General features: G+C 44.9%; 17 protein-coding genes. 7 read left to right on the top strand and 10 right to left on the bottom strand.

Annotation, left to right across the window (positions count from 1 at the left end; translation table 11 throughout):
* The 4 genes from HYN49_RS14655 (at nucleotide 1) to HYN49_RS14640 (ending at nucleotide 2,164) form a co-directional block, all read left to right on the top strand.
* Nucleotides 1-477, top strand: a complete 477-nt coding sequence (locus tag HYN49_RS14655; protein WP_108904814.1) for a helix-turn-helix transcriptional regulator — start codon at nucleotides 1-3, stop codon at nucleotides 475-477.
* Nucleotides 478-588: 111 nt separating this feature from the next.
* Nucleotides 589-1,137 (top strand): DUF4199 domain-containing protein, encoded by a 549-nt coding sequence (locus HYN49_RS14650; RefSeq protein WP_108905099.1) that lies wholly within the window; start codon nucleotides 589-591, stop codon nucleotides 1,135-1,137.
* Between the two features lie 13 nt (nucleotides 1,138-1,150).
* Complete coding sequence (locus HYN49_RS14645) at nucleotides 1,151-1,528, top strand: VOC family protein (RefSeq protein WP_108904813.1); 378 nt, start codon at nucleotides 1,151-1,153, stop codon at nucleotides 1,526-1,528.
* Nucleotides 1,529-1,582: 54 nt separating this feature from the next.
* Nucleotides 1,583-2,164 carry a hypothetical protein gene (locus HYN49_RS14640; protein WP_108904812.1) on the top strand — a complete coding sequence of 194 codons (582 nt, stop codon included), beginning with the start codon at nucleotides 1,583-1,585 and terminating at the stop codon, nucleotides 2,162-2,164.
* 18 nt (nucleotides 2,165-2,182) lie between these two features.
* On the opposite strand, the gene HYN49_RS14635 is transcribed toward HYN49_RS14640, so the two are convergent.
* Entirely contained in the window at nucleotides 2,183-3,169 is a 987-nt protein-coding gene (locus tag HYN49_RS14635) for a GlxA family transcriptional regulator (RefSeq protein WP_108905098.1), read from the bottom strand.
* Between the two features lie 131 nt (nucleotides 3,170-3,300).
* Between HYN49_RS14635 and HYN49_RS14630 the strand changes: the two genes are divergently transcribed.
* Genes HYN49_RS14630 through HYN49_RS14620 form a run of 3 tightly spaced genes read left to right on the top strand, consistent with a single transcriptional unit; the run spans nucleotide 3,301 to nucleotide 4,737 of the window.
* Nucleotides 3,301-3,780, top strand: coding sequence for a DinB family protein (locus HYN49_RS14630; protein ID WP_108904811.1), 480 nt, complete (start codon nucleotides 3,301-3,303; stop codon nucleotides 3,778-3,780).
* A gap of 2 nt (nucleotides 3,781-3,782) precedes the next feature.
* Nucleotides 3,783-4,232 carry an SRPBCC family protein gene (locus tag HYN49_RS14625; protein WP_108904810.1) on the top strand — a complete coding sequence of 150 codons (450 nt, stop codon included), beginning with the start codon at nucleotides 3,783-3,785 and terminating at the stop codon, nucleotides 4,230-4,232.
* Nucleotides 4,233-4,242: 10 nt separating this feature from the next.
* A complete protein-coding gene (locus HYN49_RS14620; RefSeq protein ID WP_108904809.1) occupies nucleotides 4,243-4,737 on the top strand; it encodes an SRPBCC family protein in 495 nt (164 codons plus the stop codon).
* A gap of 47 nt (nucleotides 4,738-4,784) precedes the next feature.
* Here HYN49_RS14620 and HYN49_RS14615 read toward each other — a convergent pair whose 3' ends face one another.
* From HYN49_RS14615 to HYN49_RS14575, 9 genes are all read right to left on the bottom strand, one after another.
* Nucleotides 4,785-6,056 carry an adenylosuccinate synthase gene (locus HYN49_RS14615; RefSeq protein WP_108904808.1) on the bottom strand — a complete coding sequence of 424 codons (1,272 nt, stop codon included), beginning with the start codon at nucleotides 6,054-6,056 and terminating at the stop codon, nucleotides 4,785-4,787.
* A gap of 123 nt (nucleotides 6,057-6,179) precedes the next feature.
* Entirely contained in the window at nucleotides 6,180-6,680 is a 501-nt protein-coding gene (locus HYN49_RS14610) for a Fur family transcriptional regulator (RefSeq protein ID WP_108904807.1), read from the bottom strand.
* Nucleotides 6,681-6,768: 88 nt separating this feature from the next.
* Nucleotides 6,769-7,227, bottom strand: coding sequence for a YdeI/OmpD-associated family protein (locus HYN49_RS14605; protein ID WP_108904806.1), 459 nt, complete (start codon nucleotides 7,225-7,227; stop codon nucleotides 6,769-6,771).
* A gap of 81 nt (nucleotides 7,228-7,308) precedes the next feature.
* A complete protein-coding gene (locus HYN49_RS14600; RefSeq protein WP_108904805.1) occupies nucleotides 7,309-9,525 on the bottom strand; it encodes a RelA/SpoT family protein in 2,217 nt (738 codons plus the stop codon).
* A gap of 83 nt (nucleotides 9,526-9,608) precedes the next feature.
* Nucleotides 9,609-11,132, bottom strand: coding sequence for a serine hydrolase (locus tag HYN49_RS14595; protein ID WP_108904804.1), 1,524 nt, complete (start codon nucleotides 11,130-11,132; stop codon nucleotides 9,609-9,611).
* Between the two features lie 27 nt (nucleotides 11,133-11,159).
* Nucleotides 11,160-11,942, bottom strand: a complete 783-nt coding sequence (locus HYN49_RS14590) for a TrmH family RNA methyltransferase (protein ID WP_108904803.1) — start codon at nucleotides 11,940-11,942, stop codon at nucleotides 11,160-11,162.
* A gap of 34 nt (nucleotides 11,943-11,976) precedes the next feature.
* Nucleotides 11,977-12,966 (bottom strand): hypothetical protein, encoded by a 990-nt coding sequence (locus HYN49_RS14585; RefSeq protein ID WP_108904802.1) that lies wholly within the window; start codon nucleotides 12,964-12,966, stop codon nucleotides 11,977-11,979.
* 9 nt (nucleotides 12,967-12,975) lie between these two features.
* The gene (locus tag HYN49_RS14580) at nucleotides 12,976-14,319 is read right to left on the bottom strand and encodes a DUF58 domain-containing protein (protein WP_245892213.1); all 1,344 of its coding nucleotides are present in this window, start codon (nucleotides 14,317-14,319) and stop codon (nucleotides 12,976-12,978) included.
* A 4-nt stretch (nucleotides 14,320-14,323) separates the two neighbouring features.
* Complete coding sequence (locus HYN49_RS14575) at nucleotides 14,324-15,343, bottom strand: AAA family ATPase (protein WP_245892212.1); 1,020 nt, start codon at nucleotides 15,341-15,343, stop codon at nucleotides 14,324-14,326.
* Nucleotides 15,344-15,368 lie beyond the last annotated feature (25 nt).

Genomic DNA, 15,368 nt, shown 5'->3' with positions numbered 1-15,368 from the left:
ATGGCAGCCAATACTGGTTTTTTAATCAAATACCGCTCAATAATCCTTTACGGCATCAGCCTGGCGGCACTGATGTTTCTTTTAAAATGGCTTGAACTGCGCTTTATCATCTTCGAGCATTCGTTCGAGGTGTATGCAGGGCTTATAGCAGTAATTTTTACCGCACTGGGAATTTGGCTTGCCCTGAAACTCTCCAAACCGAAAGTGCAGACCGTGGTCGTAGAAAAGCCTGTATATGTCAAAAATGATGCGTTTACACTGAACACAGCCTTGGTCTCGCAACTCGAGCTCAGCAAACGTGAAATGGAAATATTGAATCTTTTGGCAGCAGGACACAGCAACCAGGAAATTGCAGGCGAAATTTTCGTATCATTAAGTACGGTAAAAACGCACATCCAGAATCTTTTTGAAAAACTGGACGTGAAGCGCAGGACACAGGCGGTGGAAAAGGCGCGCAGGCTGCAACTGATTCCTTAATCATGATGCTTTAGTATCAAAAATAATCGATGAAAAGCAAAAAATAGCCGAAAGTATGAGTGGTAAAAATGAGGTAATGCACATATTTGCACCAAACTTAAAACGAATATGATGAAAAAAATTACACTTACGTACGGATTGATTGCCGGTACGGTCGTATCGGTTGTGATGCTGTTTTCAATGAATTATTTAAGCCATTGCAACGGGAACGTCGACTATGGCACGAGTATGGTTGTCGGGTATGCCTCGATGCTGATTGCGTTTTCACTGGTGTTTGTGGGGATTAAGAATTACAGGGACAAACACAACGGCGGTGTCATCAGTTTCGGGCTGGCTTTTAAAATTGGATCTTTGATGGTACTGATCGCCTCAACGATGTATGTCGTCGCCTGGCTGATTGACTTCTTTTATTTCATTCCGGGTTTCATTGACACTTATTCAGCACACATGCTGGCCGAACTCAGGGCAAGTGGTGCGAGCCAGGTAAAGATCGATGCTAAAACAAAAGAGATGGCGGAATTTGCCATCATGTACAGGAATCCATTTTTTAATGCGATGATGACTTATGCGGAGATTTTGCCCGTAGGCCTGATTGTAACGCTGATTAGCTCATTAACTTTTAAGAAGAAACCAGCAGTCGAAGGAGCTCAAATTCAATAAAAAATAAACAAAAATGAAAAAAGTAACAGGAATCGGGGGTGTATTCTTTAAATCAAAAGACCCAAAAGCGATGTATGAATGGTATAAAACACATCTTGGGATTGAAAGCAGCCCATGGGGTGCCAAATTCGAATGGCGCGAAGAAGGCGATCCAGAGAAGAAAGGCTCGACAGCATGGAGCACTTTCCCGGATACAACCAAATACTTTGAACCGTCAGCCAGTGATTTCATGATCAATTACCGCGTTGCCGATCTTGAGGCGCTGGTAGCGCAATTGAAAAGTGAAGGCGTAACTATTATAGACGACATTGAGGCTTCCGACTTTGGGAAGTTTGTACATATCCTCGATGGTGAGGGCAATAAAATACAATTGTGGGAACCCGTTAATTAAGCCATTTGCAATATTTTATAAAAAGAATATCTTTGTTTGAATCCATTCAGAAAGATGCAAATAAAGATATTCTTACTATTTACAGCCCTGTTCACGAGCCTGGCAATCAACGCACAGCAACTTTACAAATGCGATGATACACAATCGTTCTGGGCTTTTTCCAAAGACGAGCCGTACCAGTATGTAAAACTGTCTGGTTTTGCAAAGGAAACAGAACGAAAGTCTATGATTTCGGTAGGCGATTATGTGTTGCAAAATGTTATCGCAGACAAGTCCAAACATATGGAAAATGGCGCTGCGGAAGATTTGAAAATACTGGTTCGTTATGCTTTAAGCGAAGCGGAGTACCTTTCCGGTATTTTCGGGAAATGGATTGATATCAAGATGGAAAAACCGTTGTTGTCAAATGGCATGGAAGCGTTGCTATGGTGGTTCGAATTGCCAATGATGCCGGATAACCAGGTAAAGTCACAGTTATTCGTCAATGTTATTTCAGGTGATAAGATATTTGGGCTGTCGAGTTCCCAATTTGAAGGGCAGGAGTTTGAAGACGTAAAGAAATTCCTGATTGCTGTAATCGGATCCCTAAAAAGGGTTACTGATGCGAGGGATTTCGAAAAACTTTGCAGCAAATAAGCCCGAAACCGCCCAAGATTATGCAACAGCCGATTCCTTATTGTATTTATCCCGATAGGCAATGGGCGACATGCCGGTAATTTTCCTGAACACGTCACGAAATGCCTTTACATCTGAATAACCCACGTCATACATCACTTCGTTAATCGTTTTGCGTGTGGCCTCAAACGCTTTTTTTGCGGCCTCTATCCGCACACGCTGTACATACTCCACCGGAGTATTCCCGGTTGCTTTTATAAAACGCCTGTCAAAATTCCGCCGGCCTATAGCAAAGGTATCGGCAAGCTGTTCCATCACGATTTTTTCCTGCAGGTTGTTTTCGATGTAAGATTGTGCCTGCAGTACCATCTCGTCGCCATGCTGCTTTTGTCCGGTAAACATGATGAACGGTGACTGGCTGTTGCGGTCCATTTCAATCTGAAACATCTTTGCACAAAGAATGGCTGTTTCCCTGTCATAATATTTTTCGACCAGATATAAAATCAGGTTTAGGAATGAAAAGGCCCCGCCATTGGTATAAATACCGTTTTCGTCAGTAATGAGCAGGTTTGTCTGTAAATTCACTTTCGGAAACATTTCCCGGAAGGTTCCTTCGGCAGCCCAATGCGTCGAACAACTTTTTCCGTCAAGCAATCCTGAAGATGCCAGCAGGAAAGCTCCTGTACACATGGTTGCAACCGCCGCGCCATCCTTATACTGCTTCACGATCCAATCGGTAATCGGTTTATTGCGGCTGATGGATCCCGGATAATCGTGGTTGTTGAGTGCGGACATGATGATCAGGTCCGTTTTTGCAATCTTAGAAATATTGACATGCGGTTTTACGGAGAACAATCCGTCATAGAATTCCACTTCATCCGAAATCCCCGCGAGCTGGATCGAAAACCGGTCACTGCCGTGGATGTTTTTCCAAAAAGCATTGGCTTTCAGGAATACTTTATAAGTGCATATGATGCTTGAAAGTTTGCTTTGTCCGTCAGGGACCAATAGTGTCAGGTGTTTCATCTTTTTTTTTACGAAGGTAAATAATAATGCTGTCCAAATCAACCCGTCGCAAAGTCTCTTTTACACCCTTTCAAAGTGTAAAACAGATTGTAAATTTGTATTCATAGAAAATTAACCAAATTTGAGCAACAATGACTTTAGAAGAAACCATGATTAAAATGACATTCGACCGTTGGAATGCATTACTGAAACAATTCAATACCGCGCTGGAATCCCTTACCGATGAACAGCTGCAACACGAAATTTCGCCTGGAAGGAACCGCGGGATATACCTTTTAGGACACCTCACGGCGGTACACGACAGTATGGTAACGTTACTGGATCTGGGAGAAAGGCTTTATCCTGAAATGCAGGAAATTTTCATCAATAAGCCTGATAAATCCGTTCCGGAAATTCCTTCCGCGGCGGATTTAAGACAAAAATGGCAGCATGTAGGCAACGTTTTGGACGAAGCTTTTGCCAACATGCAACCTTCCGATTGGTTTCAAAAGCATACCGCCGTAACTGCGGAAGATTTTGCTGGCGAGCCCTATCGCAACAAGCTGAATATTATCGTTACCCGCGCAAGCCACCTGGCGTACCATCTTGGACAATTCATTTTAATAAAGTAAATATGGCAGCAACAGATTTTACTTATGTGCTGAAAACCGACAAAAGCCCCGCAGCAGTATTTCGCGCGATAGTGAATGTTCGTGCCTGGTGGTCAGGATATTATAATGAGGAAATTACCGGCGATACTGAAAAATTGCATGATGAATTCAGTTTCCGTGCCGGAGATGGTGCACATTACAGCAAGCATAAACTCATCGAGGTCATACCAGATAAAAAAGTGGTGTGGCTTACCACCGACGGCGCACTCAGTTTCGTTGAAAAAAAGGACGAATGGGTGGGCACGAAAATCATTTTCGAAATTTCGGAAAAAGATGGTGAAACCCAGCTTACTTTCACCCACGAAGGGCTGACACCAGAACTACCGTGCTATGATTCGTGTGCACCAGCCTGGTCGCAGTACCTCGAGCATAAGTTACTGCCATTGATCAATTCGCAAATGACCAACAACTAAACCATTCCATATGAAAAATCAGGATTATACCACCAGTTTTCTCGTAAATGAGTCTCCAAAAGCAGTTTTTGATGCGATTAACAACGTCAAAGGATGGTGGAGCGAGAACATTAAAGGCGCTACCGACGCTTTGGATTCGGTGTTCCTTTACAATTATAAAGACGTGCATATCTGCAAAATCAGGATTATCGAATTCATCCCGGATGAAATCGTGGTGTGGCATGTGCTGGAGAACCATTTCAATTTCACCAATGATGCAGGCGAGTGGAAAGACAACAAGATTATTTTCGAGATTACCCAGGAAGGAAACCAGACGAAACTTGTCTTTACGCAGGTTGGCCTCACGCCGGAATATGAATGTTATGATGTATGCAAAGATGCCTGGACAAGCTATATACAGGGCAGCCTTAAGAATTTGATTACGACCGGAAAAGGAAATCCAAATACAAAAGAGGAAGATTTGAACCAGGAATTGATTGAGAAGTGGAATTTGCCTGTTAAATAGTTTCCTTTCTGGACTAAAATGAAAAAGCCGCTTCACAGCGGCTTTCCTTATTTCATAATCGTCTGTTTCCTGTCCGGTCCGACAGACACGATCTTTATCGGGACTTCGCATTCCTTTTCGATGAATTCGATGTAGGATTTCAATTCGGAAGGCAGCTCGTCATAGATTGTCATACCGGTCAGGTCGGCCTGCCAGCCTTTAAATTCTGTATAAACGGGAGTTACGTTTTCCGGTTCGATGTTATAAGGCAGGTGGTCGATTTTGGTGCCCTGGTAATCATAAGCGGTGCAAACCTGCAAGGTCGGGAATCCTGAAAGCACGTCGCCTTTCATCATCATCAATTGCGTTACACCGTTCACGCGGATCGCATATTTCAATGCCACCAGGTCCAGCCAGCCGCAACGCCTTTGCCTGCCGGTCACCGATCCGAATTCGTTCCCGATACGTGCCATGTCAGCGCCTACTTCGTCAAACAGTTCGGTGGGGAACGGGCCGCTGCCGACACGTGTGGCATATGCCTTGAAAATACCATATACTTCACCGATCTTATTGGGGGCGATACCAAGTCCTGTACAGGCTCCGGCAGCAGTGGTGTTTGAGGACGTTACAAAAGGATACGTCCCGAAATCCACGTCAAGCAAAGAGCCCTGCGCGCCTTCGGCAAGGATTGATTTTCCACTTTTTTGCGCCTGGTAAAGATATTCCTCGCTGTCTATGAAAGTCAGCTTTTTAAGTTCGGTAACGGCTTCAAAAAATTCCTTTTCGAGTTCGGCCAGGTTGTATTGTATCGCGACATCATAGAATTTGATCATCGCTTCATGCTTGTCGGCGAGGTTGCGGTAACGCTCCTTGAAATCGTCCAATTCCAAATCCCCCACGCGCAGGCCGTTGCGTCCGGTCTTGTCCATATAAGTCGGGCCTATGCCTTTTAAGGTAGAGCCGATCTTCGCTTTGCCTTTTGCAGCTTCCGAAGCGGCATCGAGCAGGCGATGCGTCGGTAAAATGAGGTGTGCCTTACGGGAGATGAACAGCCTGCTTTGGATGTCGATGTTGAATTTCTCAAGCCCTTCGATTTCCTTTTGGAATACCACCGGATCAATCACGACACCGTTTCCGATGATGTTGATCGAGTTCTTGTGGAAAATCCCGGATGGAATCGTCCTCAGGACATGCTTAATACCGTCAAATTCCAGCGTGTGTCCTGCATTCGGGCCGCCCTGGAAACGCGCAATAATGTCATACTTTGACGTGAGTACATCGACAATCTTTCCTTTTCCCTCGTCGCCCCATTGGAGGCCTAATAATAAATCTACGGTCATTAATGTATTGTTGTGTTTAGTTGTGTGTTTATATTTTAATCTTAAGTCGGGACCGCGCTAGGGATTGAAGCAAGGTGCCGTGCACCGCGTAAAGCCCGGGCCGAAGGCAGCGCCCAAATCATCTTAGTTATCAGCTCCGCTCAATTCATCCTGCGGAGTCGGGTCAGTAATGATTTTTTTCTTATTTCCGTACAGGTACAGCGAATGGTTGTGGATCTCAATATCGAAAATCTCCTCAATCGTCTTCTTGATGGTCTGGATGCGCGGGTCGCAGAACTCGATCACCTCGCCGGTATCGGTCATGATGATGTGGTCGTGCTGCTTGTCGAAATACGATTTCTCGTAATGCGCCTGGTTTTGCCCGAACTGATGTTTGCGCACCAAAGCACAATCCAGCAGCAATTCAATCGTGTTGTACAACGTCGCGCGGCTCACGCGGTAGTTCTTGTTCTTCATCTTGATGTAGAGGTTTTCTATATCAAAATGCTCCTCGCTGTCGTAAATTTCCTGAAGGATTGCGTAGCGTTCCGGCGTTTTTCGGTGGCCTTTGCTTTCCAGGTATTTCGTAAAAACGTTCTTTACGATATCCTGGTTTTTGCTGTTATCTACTGATATTAGTGTCATGCGGCAAAGATAGTGGAATTAGTTGAAGTGGCAAAAGGAAAGTAGTCGCTGAGCTGCTGAGTTACTGAGCTGCTTAGTAACTCAGAGTTCAGTAACTCAGTACCTCCAGCTTCTCGAGTGCCTTCGCCATCCTGTCGATCTTTTCATCTTCAGTCCTGGCGGAGAAAATCCAGTCGATCATTTCCTGTTGCTGTTTCTGCGGTAATTTCTGGAAATATGCAAGTATTTTGGGCTCTTCACTGAGGCAGGTCATGAAGTCCTCCGGAATGGCCGATTGCGGCTCGGCGAGGTACAGCACAAGTTTCACCGTGTCGCCTGATTCTTTTTTGATGGCTTTTCGGATTTCGGCTTTTACGGCAAGGAACGTGCCTTTTTTCATTGCCCAGATGTGGATGCCTTCCAGCACATAATCATCAATGGTGCCGCGTACGAGCACGGTGCTGTTCTTCTTTTTCGGAAGATGCGGCATAATGGGCATGGTAATGAAGGTCCAACCGCCTTTGCCGTCGGATTTTTGCATTTGTATGTGGTCGTCGAAGATGAGCATTCGAATTACGAATTAGGAATTATGAATCACGAATTTAACGAGTTTTGTGAAAATTCATAATTCATAATTTAAAATTCATAATTATTTGTACACCCGTGTCACCTTATCAATTCCGTCAATCTTATGTATATTCTCCACCATACGCTTCAGTATGGAGTTATTTTGTACGATAACGGTAACCTGTCCTTTGAAAATCCCGGCTTCGCTACTCAGCGAAATGCTCTGGATGTTTACGTGCATGTTGCTAGAAATGACTTTGGTAAGTTCGTTCGTGAGACCAAGGCTGTCCATGCCGGTAATGTTAAGCACGGCTTTGAATTCCTGCTGGGTCGAGTCGATCCATTTGGCCTGGATAATGCGGTAAGCGTAATTGGATTGCAAACTGATGGCATTCGGGCAATCCTTTTTGTGGACTTTGATCCCTTCATTGATCGTTATAAACCCAAACACTTCATCGCCCGGAATGGGATTGCAGCACGTTGAAAGTTTATAATCGAGTTTGTCATGCTCCGGCCCGAAAACCAGCATGTCATAATTGCTAGTGATCTCGTCTTTCTGCACCTGCTCGGGATTGGCACTCGGTGTACGCTTGATTTTGTTCTTGAAGAAATTCATCAGCGTATTGCTTTTCAGCGATGCATATTCCTTCAATTGCGCATTTTCCAGCGATCCGATGCCCGCACGGTAATACAAATCCAGGCTGGTCTTCAGCTTAAAGAAGCTGACGAGTTCGTTGATGGTATTTTCCGTAACATTGATCTTGAGGTGTCGCAATTTTCGGTTAAGGAGTTCCTTGCCTTCCTCGGCGATTTTTTTGGTGTCCTCGTTCAGGACGCTCTTGATCTTATTTTTGGCCCTGGCGGTGGTCACATATTCAAGCCAGTGCATGGTCGGCTTCTGGTTTTGGGAAGTAATCACTTCAATCTGGTCGCCGCTTTTGAGTTCATAATTCAGTGGCACGAGCTTGCCATTGACACGGGTACCGCGCGTCCTTATGCCGATTGCCGAGTGGATGCTGAAAGCAAAATCGAGTGATGTCGCACCTTTCGGCAACGATTTGATTTCCCCTTTAGGGGTAAACACGAAGATTTCCTTCGAATATAGATTCATCTTGAAATCCTCGACGAAATCCACCGCATTCGTTTCCTGGTTTTCCAGCGCTTCCTTCAGCAGGTTCAGCCAGATGTCGAGGCCGCTTTCCTCATTCGCACCCTGTTTGTATTTGTAATGTGCCGCGTAGCCTTTTTCGGCAATCTCATCCATGCGTTCACTGCGCACCTGTACTTCCACCCAGCGGCCTTTAGGACCCATAACGGTGGTATGCAGCGCTTCGTAACCGGTTGATTTTGGCGATGAGATCCAGTCCCTTAAACGGCTTGGGCTGGGACGGAAATGATCGGTCACAATCGAATAGATCTTCCAGGCGACGAATTTTTCATCGTGGATGCTTGAACGGTATACGATCCGCAATGCAAATTTATCGTACACTTCATCATAGCTTACATTCTGTGCTTTCATTTTCCGCCGTATCGAATAAATCGATTTTGGACGGCCTTTGATGATGTAATCCAAATTTTCGGAATCCAGCGATTGTTTAAGGACATCGGAAATGGATTTGATGTATTCATCCTGCTCTTCCTTGGTCTCTTTCATCTTGCTCAGGATCTCGTGATACACCTGAGGCTCAGTGTATTTCAAGCCTAAATCCTCGAGCTTGGTTTTGATGTTGTACAATCCGAGTCGGTGTGCCAGCGGGGCATAAATATATAAAGTCTCTGAAGCGATTTTCGTTTGCTTGTGCTCCGCCATCGAATCCATGGTCTGCATATTGTGCAGCCTGTCTGCGAGTTTGATCAGGATGACGCGCACATCATCGTTGAGTGTAAGGAGCATCTTACGGAAATTCTCGGCCTGCATCGAAATATTGAGGTCCTTCTGTACCTGGGAAATTTTGGTAAGTCCTTCTACAATCTGTGCAATCTTAGGATTGAAGATTTTTTCAATATCCTCAATCGTGATGTCGGTATCTTCAACAACATCGTGCATCAACGCGGCGGCGATGGCTGTAGCTCCGAGCCCGATTTCCGATGCCACTATTTTTGCGACAGCGATGGGATGGAAAATATAGGCTTCGCCAGATTTGCGGCGTTGGTCCTTATGTGCATCAACAGCGACATCAAACGCCTTACGGATGAGTTTTTTGTCCTCTACGCTGAGGGTCTGGTAACTGATGCGCAGGAGTTCCTTATACTCGCGTGCGATGGCCTTGTTTTCCTGTTCTATCTCGATTTCCGTCATAGCGATTTTGATTCAACCCTAAAAATAGGATAAAGAATTGGAATGTGCAAATCCTGTAGGGACAGGTCTCGACCTGTCCGTTTCTACAGTTTTACGAAATACAAATCCTGGAAGTCGTAACTGAAATCTGTCAGGGGCGAAATGGCTTTCATCTCAAAATCCAATCTGTCGTTTTTGAAGAAAACAAAAGCATCAGCATGGAAATAACGGTTGTCCCAGCGTATCGCGAACTGGTCGTCTTTGTAAAAAAACATTTCTCCAGTGAGTTGAGGCGAACGTTTTGATGCGAAATAAAGATGGCCTTTTTTCTCAGCAATCACGATTTCACCAAACCAATTGTCTTTGTAAGTTCCGCTGAATTTTGAGAAATCGCGTTTAATCTTCTCTTTTTGGTTTCTGGCTACCGTTTCCCAGACTTCATCCGTGATTTTATCAGCGCTGTCCTCGCTGAGTTTGTCCTTGTCGCTGTAAAATTTCACCCAGTCACTTTGCGGAATACCGAGATAACTGTCTTTGATCGTGTTTGAAATGGCGTTAAATGCGGAGCCGGATTGCTGGTTCGTCAGCACAATAATCCCTAAATTGAGTTCGGGGAACATGATGACCTGCGTCACGATGCCTTCGAGTCCGCCGGTATGCGTCACCTGTTTGTACCCTTTTACATCGCTCAGGAACCAGCCGAGGCCGTAAGCCTTGAAATGCGAATGGTAAGGTGCGGCAGTCGTTACAGGGATGACCGTTTGCGGCGTCCACATTTCGTTTTGCGTTTTGGCAGAAAAGAACTGGATATCGTTCCATTTGCCCTTATTCAATTGCATCAAGACCCATTTGCTCAAATCGTTCGCGCTGGTGTAAATCCCCGCAGCAGCGTCGAAAATATTGTTCTGGTAACGCCTGATGACTTTGAGTTTACCATCAATAGGCACATGCGGCGCAATCACGTTCGAAGTATCTTTTAAACGGTTCCATGAAGGTGCGCTGTGGTCCATCTGCAATGGCTTAAGGATGCGTTGGGAAACGAAATCATTCCAGCTTACACCACTCACTTTGGCAACGATTTCACCGGCAATAACGTACAATAAATTATCATAATCATATTTTGCCCTGAACGCCGAAACGGGTTTTAAATACTGGATGTTTCTGATGATGTCCTTCGGCGTGAAATCATGCCCGTCGGGCCAGATCATCAGGTCGCCGGCACCGAGTCCAAGGCCGCTTCGGTGTGTCAGCAAATCACGGATGGTAAATTCATTGGTCACATAATCGTTATACATCTTAAATTCAGGAATGTATTTAGTGACTTTATCATCCCAGCTGATTTTATTTTCGTCCACCAGCATCGCCAAAGCCGCACTCGTAAACGCTTTGCTGTTTGAGGCAATCCCGAAAAGTGTATTGGCATCCACCTTTTCCTTGGTAATAATGGATCGGATGCCATATCCTTTCGAAAGCACTACTTTTCCATCTTTAACAATTGCGACCGCAATGCCCGGCACATCGAAAGCCGTCAGCGAGCGGTTTACCAATTCATCAACCTGTGTTTCGGTAAGCTGCGCAAAAATGCTGTTGGTGACAAGCAATAGGGCAATCCAGACTTTATTCCTCATAATTCATAATTTCTAATTCATAATTTTTTAAAACCCGCGTTGCCTTTTCGCTTCAAAGATCAATATCGCCGCTGCAACCGAAACATTCATCGAGTCGATTTCGCCCTGCATCGGGATGATGATATTCTGTTTTGCGGCGTCGCGCCACGGCTGCGTCAGTCCGGTGGCTTCAGCACCGACAACCAATGCGCTTGCGGTCGTATAATCCTGTGTGTGGTAGGAAGTGGAATCCTGCAACGTCGCGCAGTAAATGGCAATGCTTTTCTTCTCAAGGAAATCAATCACTTCTTCGGTAGTACCTACAGCAATATTACTGGTAAAAATACAACCTACGCTGGAGCGCACCACATTCGGATTATACAAATCGCTTTTTGGGTTCGCGATGATCACGGCATCGAGCTTTGCGGCATCGGCGGTACGCAATAAAGCGCCTATATTTCCGGGTTTTTCTGGCGATTCGGCAACAAGTATCAGCGGATTGTTTCCTAATTTCAAGGTTTCCAGCGAGAGATTCCTGCTTCGGGCCACTCCTATAATTCCTTCTGTAGTATCACGGTAGGCCAACTTCTGGTACACTTCCTTATTGATTTCGATCAGATTTCCGGGCGACAATTTACGTGCTTCGGACTCGGTGCAGATCTCAGGATAAAATAACACTTCCTCCAATGCATAGCCGCCTTTTAATGCGAGCTCGATTTCACGCTGGCCTTCAATAAGGAATGTACCGGATTGCCTACGCGATTTGGCTTTTTCCTGAAGCTGTACCAAAGACTTTATGAAAGGATTCTGTACCGAAGTGATTTGTTTCAAAGTGAAAATTTTGGTTAAAAATAATGAAGTTTTATCAGCTTACGGCTTTCCGGCTTAAATGTTTGCGGATGTCGATAAAGCTCCTGTGGTTTAACGGAAATTCGAGCAGTACATGCGCGATGCTTAAAATGTAAAGCCATTGCAATCCGGCATTGTAATCGTAAATGTAAATTCCGATGGATAAAAACCAGATGGCAAAAATCGCAACGAGTTTGCTGCGCGAAGTCTTATGCCATTGGATGATCGATGTTTTTGAGAACCAGTTTAAGTAGTGATATGTGTACGCGAAAGCGATAAAACGCATCACTTTTATGCCTGGGTCAGAAAAGAATACGAGTTGGTTTTTATCCTCTGCAGATTTGAGGTTTGCCCTGATTTCAGTGAAATGGAAAAAATCGAACACCTGGATCAGGCGGACATTTAAGTTTCGAAAAATGCGGTAACTGTCGATCAGGTAGCTGGAAATCGCTGATTGGTTCCAGATATTGCTCGCCAGTAACAATACCACGGAACAGCTTACAAAAACGATGATTGAGGCGATGCCCATCCTGCTTTTTGCTTTCAAAGCGCCTAACAAAAGGAACAGGCCGGTGAAAATAAATACATGTACCATCGTCGGTAAGAACATGGAAAAAACCAATTGGAACGGACGGTAAAAAAATATGGTCAGCAGCGCTCCTGCAATTAAAATCGAAATCAGTGCGAGAAATCTTTTGCGCCAGTTTTCAATGAAAAGCAATGCCAGTGAACCGAAAAACGTGGTGAAAATAAGCAGCGGCGAATATCCTTTTAAATCCAACATACTTGCCGCCAGCAACAGCAATATGAAGAAGACAATAAAATAATGGTCGTTTTTGCGCGTCAGGAAAAAGTTTTTTCCCTGCAGCCAGTTGATTTCAGTAAGGTAGTGCAAAGGCCCGAGAATCGCATAGACGAACAGGAACAGCTCAAACGGGATCAATAGTGCGACTGCCATCGAAAGGAGCATCAGCAGGATATTGATCAAATCTAAGTTGCGGGTCATGGTGCAAAACTACAAAATTCCGCGCGCCTTGATCTCAAGATATTTGTTGATGGTGTCCAAAGTCAGGTTTTCAGGCTGTGTCAGTACCGAATGGATCCCGTATTTGCGGAGCTCGTTTACGATAAGCCTTTTCTCAAATGCAAATTTCTCGGCAATCGCCTTGTCATAAACCTGCCTGATATTTCCGGCTTTTGACTGGATCAATTCATTGAGTTCGGTATTGTTGAAGAAGATCACGACAAGCAAATGGTTTTTTGCTATGGCTTTCAGATAGGGCAATTGCCTGTGCAATCCATCCAGGCTTTCGAAATTCGTATAGAGCAAAATCAGGCTGCGGTGGTTGATGTTTTTACGGATGTCACCGTAGAGCCTGCTGTAATCGCTTTCGAAAAAATCAGTTTTGACATTGTAAAGGCTTTCGAGGATTTTCTCCATTTGCGATGACCTTTTCTCGGCAATGACACGGTTTTCGACTTTTTTGGAAAACGTCAGCATTCCGGCTTTATCGTGTTTTTTCAGGATGACATTGGACAAAACCAACGTGGCATTGATCGCATAATCCAAAAGGCTCAACCCGTTGAACGGCATTTTCATCACGCGGCCCTTATCGATGATCATGTATACAGACTGGGATTTTTCATCCTGGAACTGGTTGATCATCAGCGCATTTTTCTTCGCCGTGGCCTTCCAGTTCAATGTACGGATGTCGTCGCCCTGGGTATATTCCCTGATCTGCTCAAATTCCATCGAGTGCCCGATGCGCCTTATTTTCTTCACACCGTATTGAAACAGGTTGTTCGAAAACGCCATCAGGTCGTATTTCCTGAGTTGGATGTATGAGGGATAAGTGGGAACCATCCGGTCCTTGTCAAAAGTGAACTTCCTTGAGATGATGCCTAGCGGAGATGATACGAAGATGTTCAGGTTTCCAAAGGAATATTCGCCACGCTCCACAGGCCGCAGGTAATAAACAAGTTCTTTTTCCGAAGAGGCATCAATCTTTTTCTCAATATTAAAATTGCGGATTTGAAACTGAAACGGAATTTCGTCCACAATTTTCACCCGGATAGGAAAGGTATAGAAATTTTTTATTTTAATGGAAATCGGATTTTCGTCGCCGTTCGATAATTTTTCAGGCATCGAGCGTGTGGCTTCGACGGCATTTTTAGTCGTAAATAAAATAATGATGTCCAGTAAAAGCAGGAATAACAGCCCGAAAAAAAGGTAACGTGCCGCATTGAATAAAAACGGGAATATGAATGCACAGATAAATACCAGCATCATCCCCATCAAAATGAAGAAGAACTGGTGGTTGATGTACAATCGCCTGAAGAAATTCAATACGTTCCTCATAAAATTATCTTGGAATTTCTACCGATTCCAGTATGGTTTTAATAATTGCAGTGCTCGTAAGGCCTTCCATTTCACGTTCCGGAGTGACAATCACACGGTGTTGCAAGACAGGGATCGCAGCTTCTTTGATGTCTTCAGGTGTGACGAAATCACGTCCGCGGATTGCCGCAAAACCTTTGGCGGCATTCAATATCGCGATTGAAGCCCGTGGTGAGGCACCCAGATACAGGAATGCATTTTCACGGGTGTTCACTACGATTTTGGCAATATATTCAAGCAAATGCGGCTCGACGATGATCTGTTTTACCAATGATTGGTACTGCTTGATGTCTTCTGCAGAAAGCAGGGTTTTGATGTTGTCGAGTTTTCCATGATCCTGCAAATTGTGCTCGCGCTGGATGATGGCAATTTCCTCGTCCAGCTTGGGATAATCAATAGAAATCTTAAACAGGAAGCGGTCGAGTTGTGCTTCCGGGAGGCGGTAGGTACCTTCCTGCTCGATCGGGTTTTGCGTGGCGATGACAAGAAATGGGGCATCCATCGGATAAGATTGCCCGTCAATCGTAATCTGGCGCTCTTCCATCACTTCAAAAAGTGCGGCCTGGGTTTTGGCAGGGGCACGGTTGATTTCGTCGATCAGGATCAGGTTTGAAAAGATGGGCCCTTTGCGGAATTCGAATTCTGATTTCTTAAGGTCAAAGACTGAAGTCCCAAGGATGTCCGATGGCATCAGATCAGGCGTGAACTGGATGCGCCCAAAATCAATGTTTAATGTTCGCGCGAGCAATTTGGCCGTAATGGTTTTCGCCACGCCCGGAACACCTTCCAGCAGGACGTGTCCGTTTGATAAAAAAGCAACGAGCAATTGGTCGACCATTTTGTGCTGCCCTACAATCACAGACGCAAGTTCCGCCTTGACGGCAACAATGCTGTCCTGCAGTTTCCTGAGGTCGAGACGCGATTCGAAATTGATGTTTTCGCCTGCCGGCATTTGGCTTTCCGCCCCGTTTTCAAAATTTTCCATATGCTTTGTTATTGCGCCTTGCGGC

Source organism: Flavobacterium pallidum, assembly GCF_003097535.1.
GTDB classification, from domain to species: Bacteria; Bacteroidota; Bacteroidia; order Flavobacteriales; family Flavobacteriaceae; genus Flavobacterium; species Flavobacterium pallidum.
The sequence above is the reverse complement of the archived record's forward strand: the minus strand, read 5'-3'. Positions and strand labels throughout refer to the sequence as shown.